This is a genomic window from Citrobacter sp. Cpo069 (assembly GCF_030332785.1).
Taxonomy (GTDB): Bacteria; Pseudomonadota; Gammaproteobacteria; order Enterobacterales; family Enterobacteriaceae; genus Citrobacter; species Citrobacter portucalensis.
Map to the genome: position 1 here is coordinate 16,693 of NZ_JAOWHD010000034.1, position 10,472 is coordinate 27,164.

Below are 10,472 nucleotides of genomic sequence, written 5' to 3' on the forward strand. Positions count from 1 at the left end.
TTACTTCTTCTTAGCCTCTTTGGTACGCACGACTTCGTCGGCGTAACGAACACCCTTGCCTTTATAAGGCTCAGGACGACGGTAGGCGCGCAGATCTGCTGCAACCTGACCGATCAGCTGTTTATCAGCGCCTTTCAGCACGATTTCAGTCTGAGACGGACATTCTGCAGTGATTCCCGCAGGCAGCTGATGGTCAACTGGGTGAGAGAAACCTAAAGCCAGGTTTACTACATTCCCTTTAACCGCTGCACGATAACCTACACCAACCAGCTGAAGCTTCTTAGTGAAGCCTTCGGTAACACCGACAACCATTGCATTCAGCAGGGCACGCGCGGTACCAGCCTGAGCCCATCCATCTGCGTAACCATCACGCGGACCGAAGGTCAGTGCATTATCTGCATGATTTACTGCAACAGCATCGTTGAGAGTACGAGTCAGCTCGCCGTTTTTACCTTTGATCGTAATAACCTGACCGTTGATTTTTACATCAACGCCGGCAGGAATAACGACCGGTGCTTTAGCAACACGAGACATTTTTTCCTCCGATTAGGCTACGTAGCAGATAATTTCGCCACCAAGACCAGCCTGGCGCGCTGCACGATCAGTCATAACACCTTTAGAGGTAGAAACAACTGCGATACCCATGCCAGCCATAACTTTCGGCAGCTCGTCTTTACGCTTATAAATGCGCAGACCTGGGCGACTGACACGCTGAATGCTTTCTACAACAGCTTTACCCTGGAAATACTTGAGAGTAAGTTCCAGTTCCGGCTTGGTGTCGCCTTCAACTTTAAAATCTTCAATAAAACCTTCTTCCTTCAGCACGTTGGCAATTGCCACTTTCAGCTTGGAGGAAGGCATGGTGACCGCAGCTTTATTCGCGGCCTGACCGTTACGGATACGGGTCAGCATATCCGCGATCGGATCTTGCATGCTCATCTGTCTTTACTCCCGTGATTCAATTGGTAATTACCAGCTAGCCTTTTTCAAGCCTGGTACTTCACCGCGCATGGCGGCTTCACGCAGTTTGATACGGCTCAACCCGAACTTGCCCACATAGCCATGCGGACGACCTGTTTGACGGCAGCGGTTACGCTGACGGGACGGGCTGGAATCACGCGGCAGAGACTGCAGCTTGAGAACTGCGTTCCAACGATCTTCGTCGGTCGCGTTCACATCAGAGATAATAGCTTTCAGTTCAGCGCGTTTTGCGAAGTACTTATCAGCTAAAGCTACGCGCTTTACTTCGCGTGCTTTCATTGATTGCTTAGCCATTCAGTAACCCTACCTTACTTGCGGAACGGGAAGTCAAAGGCAGCCAGCAGAGCACGGCCTTCTTCATCAGATTTCGCAGTAGTGGTAATGGTAATATCCAAACCACGCACGCGGTCGACTTTATCGTAGTCGATTTCTGGGAAGATGATCTGCTCACGGACACCCATGCTGTAGTTACCACGGCCGTCGAAAGACTTAGCGGACAAGCCACGGAAGTCACGGATACGTGGAACAGCAATAGTGATCAGGCGCTCAAAGAACTCCCACATGCGTTCGCCACGCAGAGTTACTTTACAGCCGATCGGATAGCCCTGACGGATTTTGAAGCCTGCAACTGATTTGCGTGCTTTGGTGATCAGCGGTTTTTGACCGGAGATTGCTGTCAGGTCAGCTGCTGCGTTATCCAGCAGTTTCTTGTCAGCGATCGCTTCACCAACACCCATGTTCAGGGTGATCTTCTCGACCCGAGGGACTTGCATGACAGAATTGTAGTTAAACTCAGTCATGAGTTTAGCGACTACTTCGTCTTTGTAGTAATCATGCAGTTTCGCCATCGTACTACTCCAAATTACTTGATAGTTTCGCTGTTAGATTTGAAGAAACGGACTTTTTTGCCGTCTTCGAATCTAAAGCCTACACGGTCAGCCTTGCCGGTTGCCGCGTTGAAGATAGCAAGGTTAGAGATCTGAATAGCTGCTTCTTTCTCTACGATGCCGCCTGGTTGGTTCAGGGCCGGAACCGGCTTCTGATGTTTCTTAACCAGGTTGATACCTTCAACAATGACCTTGCCGGAAGACAGGACATTCTTAACTTTACCGCGTTTACCTTTATCTTTACCGGTTAACACGATAACTTCGTCATCACGACGGATCTTCGCTGCCATGATTCGCTCCTTAGAGTACTTCTGGTGCCAGAGAGATAATTTTCATGAACTTCTCGTTACGAAGTTCACGAGTTACCGGCCCAAAAATACGCGTACCGATAGGTTGCTCGCTGTTATTGTTTAAAATAACGCATGCATTACCATCGAAGCGAATGACAGAACCGTCCGGGCGACGAACACCCTTCTTGGTGCGCACCACTACCGCCTTCAGCACATCACCTTTTTTGACCTTACCACGCGGAATTGCTTCCTTGATGGTGATCTTGATGATATCGCCGACGCCTGCGTAGCGACGGTGCGAGCCACCCAGAACCTTGATACACATTACGCGACGTGCACCGGAGTTGTCGGCGACGTTCAGCATAGTCTGTTCTTGGATCATTTTAGTGCTCCGCTAATGTCAACTACTACTGAGACCCGAAAATCAGGTCGTTAAAAAAGCCCCATATCGGGGGCGCGGCATTATAACACCGCTTCAACGATATGGGTAGAAAAAATAAACGGCTCATCGCTGAGCCGTTTATTCGTTGAGAATGCCTACTGTATTACAGAACGGCTTTCTCTACAACGCGAACCAGCGTCCAGGACTTAGTCTTGGACAGCGGACGGCATTCGCGGATTTCAACCACGTCACCAGTACCGCATTCGTTGTTCTCGTCATGTACGTGCAGTTTGGTCGTACGCTTAATGAATTTACCGTAGATCGGGTGTTTCACAAAACGTTCGATAGCAACAACGATGGATTTCTCCATTTTATCGCTAACAACGCGACCTTGCAGAGTACGGATTTTATCGGTCATTACGCACCCGCCTTCTCAGTCAGTAAAGTCTTAACGCGTGCGACGTCACGACGCACTTGCTTCAACAGGTGAGACTGTTGCAGCTGGCCACTTGCAGCCTGCATACGCAGGTTGAACTGCTCACGCAGCAGATTCAGCAGCTCGGTGTTCAGCTCTTCAACACTCTTCTCACGCAGCTCTTTTGCTTTCATTACATCACCGTCTTAGTTACAAAGGTGGTTTTAATCGGCAGTTTCGCTGCTGCCAGCTTGAATGCTTCACGGGCCAGCTCTTCCGGTACGCCGTCCATTTCATACAGGACTTTACCCGGCTGAATCAAGGCAACCCAATACTCCACGTTACCTTTACCTTTACCCATACGCACTGCCAGCGGCTTTTCAGTGATCGGTTTGTCCGGGAATACACGGATCCAGATCTTACCTTGACGCTTAACTGCACGGGTCATAGCACGACGTGCTGCTTCGATCTGACGGGCAGTCAGACGACCACGGCCAACAGCTTTCAGACCGAAGCTGCCGAAGCTAACATCCGCGCCAGCAGCCAGACCGCGGTTACGGCCTTTGTGCATTTTACGGAATTTTGTACGCTTTGGTTGTAACATCAGCGACGCTCCTTATTTACGGCCTTTACGCTGCTGCTTTTTAGGTTGCGCAGCCGGTTTTTCCGGTTGTTCAACAGCAGCCATACCACCCAGGATCTCGCCTTTGAAGATCCACACTTTAACGCCGATTACACCGTAAGTGGTGTGCGCTTCAGAGGTGTTGTAGTCGATGTCAGCACGCAGAGTGTGCAGAGGTACGCGACCTTCGCGGTACCATTCGGTACGTGCGATTTCCGCGCCGCCCAGACGGCCGCTAACTTCAACTTTGATACCTTTAGCGCCCAGACGCATTGCGTTCTGTACAGCACGCTTCATAGCACGACGGAACATAACACGACGTTCCAGCTGAGAAGTGATGCTGTCAGCAACCAATTTTGCGTCCAGTTCAGGCTTACGCACTTCGGCGATATTGATCTGAGCAGGAACGCCAGCAATATCCGCTACGACTTTGCGCAGTTTTTCTACGTCTTCGCCTTTCTTACCGATAACGATACCCGGGCGAGCGGTGTGAATGGTCACACGGATGCTCTTAGCCGGACGCTCGATAACGATACGAGATACAGACGCTTTAGCCAGTTCCTTAGTCAGGTACTGACGTACTTTAAAATCGCTGTCCAGGTTGTCAGCGAATTCTTTGGTGTTCGCAAACCAGGTTGAGTTCCATGGTTTTACAATACCCAGGCGAATACCATTAGGATGTACTTTCTGACCCATTGCTAGTCTCCAGAGTCTCAGCGATCGGACACAACCACAGTAATGTGGCTGGTGCGCTTCAGGATGCGATCTGCACGACCTTTTGCACGCGGCATAATGCGCTTCATGCTCGGGCCTTCGTCTACGAAAATTTTCGTAACTTTCAGATCGTCAATGTCAGCGCCATCGTTGTGTTCAGCGTTAGCAATGGCAGATTCCAGGACTTTCTTAACCAGTACAGCCGCTTTCTTATTGGTGTAGGTCAGAATATCCAGAGCCTGCGACACTTTCTTACCGCGAATCAGGTCTGCAACAAGGCGAACCTTCTGAGCAGAAGAACGAGCATGGCGATGTTGAGCTAAAGTTTCCATCTCTTCCTCCTACCTTATTTCTTCTTCGCTTTTTTATCAGCAGCGTGGCCGCGATAAGTACGAGTCGGTGCGAATTCACCCAGTTTGTGACCGACCATTTCGTCGGAAACAAATACCGGAACGTGCTGACGACCATTATGGACAGCGATGGTCAAACCGATCATGTTAGGAAAGATCGTTGAACGACGGGACCAAGTGCGCAGGGGCTTCTTGTCTCCGCTTTCCACCGCTTTCTCTACCTTCTTCAGCAAGTGCAGGTCAATAAAAGGACCTTTCTTGAGAGAACGTGGCATGGCTTATCCTCTAAAATTATTTGCTACGGCGACGTACGATGAATTTATCAGTACGCTTGTTGCTGCGGGTCTTCTTACCTTTGGTCTGAACGCCCCACGGAGTTACCGGGTGCTTACCAAAGTTACGACCTTCACCACCACCATGTGGGTGGTCGACTGGGTTCATCGCAGTACCGCGAACGGTAGGACGAACACCACGCCAGCGTGCAGCACCTGCTTTACCCAGAACGCGCAGCATATGCTCAGCATTGCCAACTTCGCCCAGAGTTGCACGGCAGTCTGCTTCGACTTTACGCATTTCACCAGAACGCAGACGCAGGGTGACATAAGCACCATCACGAGCAACGATCTGAACGTAAGTACCAGCGGAACGTGCCAGCTGACCGCCTTTACCTGGTTTCATTTCTACGTTATGAACGGTAGAACCAACCGGGATATTGCGCATCGGCAGGGTGTTACCTGCTTTGATTGCAGCATCAACGCCAGACTGAATCTGGTCGCCAGCTTTCAGGCCTTTAGGGGCCAGGATGTAACGGCGTTCACCGTCTTTGTACAGAACCAGCGCGATGTTCGCGGAGCGGTTCGGATCGTACTCAAGACGTTCAACAACTGCCGGGATACCGTCTTTGTTGCGTTTGAAGTCAACAATACGATAAGCCTGCTTGTGACCACCACCGATGTGACGAGTGGTGATGCGGCCATTGTTGTTACGACCACCGGATTTGCTGTTTTTTTCAACCAGCGGAGCAAAAGGTTTGCCCTTGTGCAGCTCTGGGTTGACCACTTTAACAACGTGGCGACGACCCGGAGATGTCGGTTTACATTTAACAACTGCCATTGTATTACTCCTCCGACTTACTCAGCGCCGCCGACGAAGTCCAGATTCTGGCCTTCCTTCAGGGTGACGTAAGCTTTTTTCCAGTCGCTACGACGACCGATACGCTGTCCGTGACGTTTAACTTTCCCTTTAACTACCAGGGTGTTAACGACTTCGACTTCGACTTCAAACAGTTTCTGCACAGCAGCTTTGATTTCTGCTTTGGTCGCGTCTTTAGCAACTTTGAGAACGATGGTGTTAGTTTTTTCCATCGCAGTAGACGCTTTTTCAGAAACGTGCGGTGCGCGCAGCACTTTCAGCAGACGTTCTTCACGAATCATGCCAGCATCTCCTCAACTTGCTTAACAGCATCAGCAGTCATTACGACTTTGTCGAAGGCGATCAGGCTAACCGGGTCGATACCAGTTGCATCGCGTACGTCAACCTTGTGCAGGTTGCGCGCAGCCAGGAACAGGTTTTCGTCCAGCTCACCGGTGATGATCAGCACATCTTCCAGAGCCATGTCTTTCAGTTTCTGTGCCAGCAGCTTAGTTTTAGGCGCTTCTACAGAGAATGATTCGACAACGATCAGACGATCCTGACGTACCAGTTCGGACAGAATGCTTTTCAGCGCGCCGCGGTACATCTTTTTGTTAACTTTTTGACTGTGGTCCTGTGGACGAGCAGCGAAGGTCACGCCACCTGAACGCCAGATCGGGCTCTTGATAGAACCTGAACGCGCACGGCCGGTACCTTTCTGGCGCCACGGCTTTTTGCCTGAACCAGTTACTTCAGCACGAGTCTTCTGAGCACGAGTACCCTGACGAGCACCAGCTGCATAAGCAACAACAACCTGGTGAACCAGCGCTTCGTTGAAATCACGACCGAAGGTAGTTTCGGAAACAGTCAGCGCGCTCTGCGCGTCTTTCAATACTAATTCCATTGCTATCCCCTTACGCCTTCACAGCTGGTTTAACGATCAGGTCGCAACCGGTCGCACCCGGAACACCACCTTTAACCAGCAGCAGGTTGCGCTCAGCGTCAACACGTACTACGTCCAGGCTCTGAACGGTTACACGTTCGTTGCCCAGCTGACCTGCCATTTTCTTGCCTTTGAACACTTTGCCCGGAGTCTGGTTCTGACCGATAGAACCCGGAACGCGGTGAGACAAGGAGTTACCGTGAGTAGCGTCCTGGGTACGGAAGTTCCAGCGCTTAACGGTACCAGCGAAACCTTTACCTTTAGAGGTACCGGTTACGTCAACTTTTTTAACGTCAGCAAACAGTTCAACGCTAATGTTCTGACCAACGGTGTATTCTTCACCATCTGCCAGACGGAATTCCCACAGGCCGCGGCCAGCTTCTACGCCAGCTTTAGCAAAGTGGCCAGCTTCCGGCTTAGTTACGCGGTTAGCTTTTTTAGCACCGGTGGTAACCTGAACAGCGCGATAGCCATCGTTAGCCAGATCTTTAACCTGAGTAACGCGGTTTGCTTCAACTTCGATAACGGTTACTGGGATAGATACGCCATCTTCAGTGAAGATGCGGGTCATACCCACTTTTTTACCGACTAAACCAATCATTGTATCAACCTCTCAATCGCTCGATGACCTGATTAACCCAGGCTGATCTGCACGTCTACACCGGCAGCCAGGTCCAGACGCATCAGAGCATCAACGGTTTTTTCAGTTGGCTCAACGATGTCAACCAGACGCTTGTGAGTACGGATCTCGTACTGATCACGCGCGTCTTTGTTGACGTGCGGGGAGATCAGAACGGTGAAACGCTCTTTGCGGGTCGGCAGCGGGATCGGACCACGAACCTGCGCACCAGTGCGCTTGGCAGTCTCGACGATTTCCGCGGTTGATTGATCGATCAGACGATGATCAAACGCTTTCAAACGGATACGGATTCTTTGGTTCTGCATGAGACCAGAGCTCCAATTATTTTATAGACGAAATAGTTACTCCTCAAACCCATTACGATTGATGGGAGAGTGTAACCGTTCTTACAGAGTTCCCCGATTGGGAACATTGTCTGGTATTGCTTTCGCAGTACCGGTGGCTCATATCGAACCGCTGTCAATATTAGACAAGCCCGCGCATTATACGTAAATCTCAGTCTTAAGCAAGTGCCGCGTAGAAATTAATCACTCGTTCACAAATGCGGCGCTCCTTCCACTCTGATTGTATGTCCTGTGGTGCAACGCGTTTTCCGTGGAAGAGAGCATCCATAACCCACATCCCGGGCTTGTAGGGCCGCCGGGTTTACCTGAAGGTAAACTCTTTACCAGATAAGGCTTGCCCATGTACATCGACCTCCCCTTTCTGTTGATTTATGTTTCGCTATCAGGGTTGCTCTTAGTCCATGACCTACGTACCGGGTTACTGCCCGACAAATTTACCTGCCCTCTTTTGTGGGGCGGTCTTATTTATCATCAATGCTGCAGACCTGCACAGTTATCCGACGCGCTTTGGGGTGCTGTAGCGGGCTATGGGGTATTTGCTTTGTTCTACTGGGGGTATCGTTTGATATGTCGACAGGAAGGGTTAGGCTTTGGTGATGTCAAATTTCTTGCCGCGCTAGGCGCATGGCATCGCTGGGAATCATTACCACTTTTGGTTTTACTTGCCGCGGGTATGGCATGTTGCCTCACCGGGATTTCCTGCATCCGTTACGGGAAACAGGTACTAAAAAACCCGCTGCCATTTGGGCCATATCTGGCGGCTGCGGGTTTTGTTATTGGCCTGGTAAGTATGATACAGGGCGGTTAGTCACTGACTTTAATTTGCGATTGCAGATAATTTTGTAAGCCAAGTTTTGCAATCAGGTCCAGCTCGGTTTCGAGCCAGTCAATATGCCCTTCTTCTTCAGTCAGGATCTCAATCATCATATCCCGGCTGACATAATCATGAACGCTATCGGCATAGGCAATGGCTTCACGTAAGTCTTTAGCACCATCGAGTTCGAGTCGAAGATCGGATTGCAGCATCTCTTCAACGTCTTCGCCAATACCCAACTTGCCAAGATCCTGCAAGTTCGGGATCCCTTCTAAGAATAAAATACGCTCGATATATTTATCAGCGTGTTTCATCTCATCGATAGATTCATGGTACTCAACATCATTGAGGCGAGTCAGTCCCCAGTTTTTAAACATACGAGCATGGAGAAAATACTGGTTGATCGCGACAAGCTCATTTCCCAATAGTTTATTGAGATAATTTATGATTTTAACATCACCTTTCATTTTATAGTCCCTCCGCTTCCACTCTTAGAGCGTAGATGGGGCTACAGGGATGTCAAAAAAAAGAGTGTGACTTAGGCGATCTCTTTAAATTCTGGCATTTGCGTTAATTCATCCTGCATGACTTCGCGGGCAGCACGAATGCACTTACCGCATTGATTTCCAACAGGAATAAATTTACGTAATTGCTGAAAAGACTGAGGATGAAACTGGCGAACAGCCTGACGTATTTTTTTATCACTTATCGCATTACACAAACAAACGTACATGATCGCTCCCGTTCAATTTCTGCGCAAAGTGTAAATGAGAATAGTTATGATTACAATAGCACAACGCGATTTACGCAGCGGGAGAATGAATAAAAAATGCGAATAAATATGACAACGACTAAATTGCAGGTAGCAAAAAGGGCGCCGAAGCGCCCTTTTTAAGCTCAAAGCTAATTAATCAATAATTAGCTCATTACTTTAGCAACAACGCCCGCACCAACAGTACGGCCGCCTTCACGGATTGCGAAACGCAGACCGTCGTCCATCGCGATCGGGTGGATCAGGGTAACAACCATTTTGATGTTGTCGCCCGGCATTACCATCTCTACGCCTTCCGGCAGTTCGATGGTACCAGTCACGTCAGTAGTACGGAAGTAGAACTGCGGACGGTAGCCTTTGAAGAACGGAGTATGACGGCCGCCTTCGTCTTTGGACAGAATGTACACTTCAGATTCGAACTTGGTGTGCGGCTTGATAGAGCCCGGCTTAGCCAGTACCTGACCACGTTCGATTTCTTCACGTTTGATACCACGCAGCAGAACACCAACGTTCTCACCAGCACGGCCTTCGTCCAGCAGTTTGCGGAACATTTCAACGCCAGTACAGGTAGACTTAGCAGTCTCTTTGATACCAACGATTTCAACTTCTTCACCAACTTTGATGATACCGCGCTCTACACGACCGGTAACAACGGTACCACGACCGGAGATGGAGAATACGTCTTCGATAGGCAGCAGGAACGGCTTGTCAATCGCACGCTCTGGTTCTGGGATGTAAGAATCCAGGAAGCCAGCCAGTTCGATGATTTTCGCTTCCCACTCTGCTTCGCCTTCCAGCGCTTTCAGAGCAGAACCACGAACAATCGGAGTGTCGTCGCCCGGGAAATCGTACTGAGACAGAAGTTCACGAACTTCCATTTCTACCAGTTCCAGCAGCTCTTCGTCATCAACCATGTCGCATTTGTTCAGGAACACGATGATGTACGGAACGCCTACCTGACGACCCAGCAGGATGTGCTCACGAGTCTGCGGCATCGGGCCGTCAGTCGCAGCAACAACCAGGATCGCGCCGTCCATCTGCGCAGCACCGGTGATCATGTTTTTAACATAGTCGGCGTGGCCCGGGCAGTCTACGTGTGCGTAGTGGCGAGTCGGGGTGTCATATTCAACGTGAGAAGTGTTGATGGTGATACCACGAGCTTTTTCTTCCGGCGCGTTATCGATCTG

At 50.0% G+C, this 10,472-nt stretch carries 21 protein-coding genes; 1 reads left to right on the forward strand and 20 read right to left on the reverse strand.

Annotated elements, in window-relative coordinates; genetic code table 11:
* The 17 genes from rplF to rpsJ all read right to left on the reverse strand — a co-directional run bounded on the left by rplF (window position 1) and on the right by rpsJ (window position 7,660).
* Window positions 1–534 (reverse strand): 50S ribosomal protein L6, encoded by a 534-nt coding sequence (rplF, locus tag OGY08_RS01790; RefSeq protein WP_003031129.1) that lies wholly within the window; start codon window positions 532–534, stop codon window positions 1–3.
* A gap of 12 nt (window positions 535–546) precedes the next feature.
* Window positions 547–939 (reverse strand): 30S ribosomal protein S8, encoded by a 393-nt coding sequence (rpsH, locus tag OGY08_RS01795; RefSeq protein ID WP_003031127.1) that lies wholly within the window; start codon window positions 937–939, stop codon window positions 547–549.
* 30 nt (window positions 940–969) lie between these two features.
* The gene (gene rpsN / locus OGY08_RS01800) at window positions 970–1,275 is read right to left on the reverse strand and encodes a 30S ribosomal protein S14 (RefSeq protein ID WP_003031125.1); all 306 of its coding nucleotides are present in this window, start codon (window positions 1,273–1,275) and stop codon (window positions 970–972) included.
* A gap of 14 nt (window positions 1,276–1,289) precedes the next feature.
* Window positions 1,290–1,829 (reverse strand): 50S ribosomal protein L5, encoded by a 540-nt coding sequence (gene rplE / locus OGY08_RS01805; protein WP_003031123.1) that lies wholly within the window; start codon window positions 1,827–1,829, stop codon window positions 1,290–1,292.
* Window positions 1,830–1,843: 14 nt separating this feature from the next.
* A complete protein-coding gene (rplX, locus tag OGY08_RS01810; RefSeq protein ID WP_003031122.1) occupies window positions 1,844–2,158 on the reverse strand; it encodes a 50S ribosomal protein L24 in 315 nt (104 codons plus the stop codon).
* Between the two features lie 10 nt (window positions 2,159–2,168).
* Window positions 2,169–2,540, reverse strand: a complete 372-nt coding sequence (gene rplN / locus OGY08_RS01815) for a 50S ribosomal protein L14 (RefSeq protein ID WP_000613954.1) — start codon at window positions 2,538–2,540, stop codon at window positions 2,169–2,171.
* A gap of 163 nt (window positions 2,541–2,703) precedes the next feature.
* A complete protein-coding gene (rpsQ, locus tag OGY08_RS01820) occupies window positions 2,704–2,958 on the reverse strand; it encodes a 30S ribosomal protein S17 (protein WP_003031120.1) in 255 nt (84 codons plus the stop codon).
* Window positions 2,958–3,149 (reverse strand): 50S ribosomal protein L29, encoded by a 192-nt coding sequence (rpmC, locus tag OGY08_RS01825; RefSeq protein ID WP_000644742.1) that lies wholly within the window; start codon window positions 3,147–3,149, stop codon window positions 2,958–2,960. Before rpmC ends, rpsQ begins: the two co-directional genes overlap by 1 nt.
* On the reverse strand, window positions 3,149–3,559 hold the full coding sequence (rplP, locus tag OGY08_RS01830; protein WP_000941208.1) for a 50S ribosomal protein L16: 411 nt from the start codon (window positions 3,557–3,559) through the stop codon (window positions 3,149–3,151). Before rplP ends, rpmC begins: the two co-directional genes overlap by 1 nt.
* Before the next feature lie 12 nt (window positions 3,560–3,571).
* Window positions 3,572–4,273: a 30S ribosomal protein S3 gene (rpsC, locus tag OGY08_RS01835; RefSeq protein ID WP_000529945.1), complete on the reverse strand. Its 702-nt coding sequence runs from the start codon at window positions 4,271–4,273 to the stop codon at window positions 3,572–3,574.
* A gap of 17 nt (window positions 4,274–4,290) precedes the next feature.
* Window positions 4,291–4,623 (reverse strand): 50S ribosomal protein L22, encoded by a 333-nt coding sequence (gene rplV, locus OGY08_RS01840; RefSeq protein WP_000448832.1) that lies wholly within the window; start codon window positions 4,621–4,623, stop codon window positions 4,291–4,293.
* 14 nt (window positions 4,624–4,637) lie between these two features.
* Entirely contained in the window at window positions 4,638–4,916 is a 279-nt protein-coding gene (gene rpsS, locus OGY08_RS01845; protein WP_001138115.1) for a 30S ribosomal protein S19, read from the reverse strand.
* A gap of 16 nt (window positions 4,917–4,932) precedes the next feature.
* Window positions 4,933–5,754 carry a 50S ribosomal protein L2 gene (gene rplB, locus OGY08_RS01850; RefSeq protein ID WP_000301869.1) on the reverse strand — a complete coding sequence of 274 codons (822 nt, stop codon included), beginning with the start codon at window positions 5,752–5,754 and terminating at the stop codon, window positions 4,933–4,935.
* A gap of 17 nt (window positions 5,755–5,771) precedes the next feature.
* Window positions 5,772–6,074, reverse strand: coding sequence for a 50S ribosomal protein L23 (rplW, locus tag OGY08_RS01855; protein ID WP_000617546.1), 303 nt, complete (start codon window positions 6,072–6,074; stop codon window positions 5,772–5,774).
* On the reverse strand, window positions 6,071–6,676 hold the full coding sequence (rplD, locus tag OGY08_RS01860; protein WP_003031119.1) for a 50S ribosomal protein L4: 606 nt from the start codon (window positions 6,674–6,676) through the stop codon (window positions 6,071–6,073). The genes rplW and rplD overlap by 4 nt, the downstream gene beginning before the upstream one ends.
* Window positions 6,677–6,686: 10 nt before the next feature.
* Window positions 6,687–7,316, reverse strand: a complete 630-nt coding sequence (rplC, locus tag OGY08_RS01865) for a 50S ribosomal protein L3 (protein WP_003031117.1) — start codon at window positions 7,314–7,316, stop codon at window positions 6,687–6,689.
* 32 nt (window positions 7,317–7,348) lie between these two features.
* Entirely contained in the window at window positions 7,349–7,660 is a 312-nt protein-coding gene (gene rpsJ, locus OGY08_RS01870; RefSeq protein WP_001181005.1) for a 30S ribosomal protein S10, read from the reverse strand.
* A gap of 379 nt (window positions 7,661–8,039) precedes the next feature.
* On the opposite strand from rpsJ, the gene OGY08_RS01875 reads away from it, so the two are divergent.
* Window positions 8,040–8,507, forward strand: coding sequence for a prepilin peptidase (locus tag OGY08_RS01875; protein WP_125363751.1), 468 nt, complete (start codon window positions 8,040–8,042; stop codon window positions 8,505–8,507).
* Here OGY08_RS01875 and bfr read toward each other — a convergent pair.
* The 3 genes from bfr to tuf form a co-directional block, all read right to left on the reverse strand.
* Complete coding sequence (gene bfr, locus OGY08_RS01880; protein WP_003827773.1) at window positions 8,504–8,980, reverse strand: bacterioferritin; 477 nt, start codon at window positions 8,978–8,980, stop codon at window positions 8,504–8,506. The genes OGY08_RS01875 and bfr overlap by 4 nt on opposite strands.
* 71 nt (window positions 8,981–9,051) lie before the next feature.
* Window positions 9,052–9,246, reverse strand: coding sequence for a bacterioferritin-associated ferredoxin (gene bfd, locus OGY08_RS01885; RefSeq protein WP_003031111.1), 195 nt, complete (start codon window positions 9,244–9,246; stop codon window positions 9,052–9,054).
* A gap of 185 nt (window positions 9,247–9,431) precedes the next feature.
* The coding region (gene tuf / locus OGY08_RS01890; RefSeq protein WP_058842576.1) for an elongation factor Tu at window positions 9,432–10,472 on the reverse strand (1,041 nt) is incomplete at its 5' end.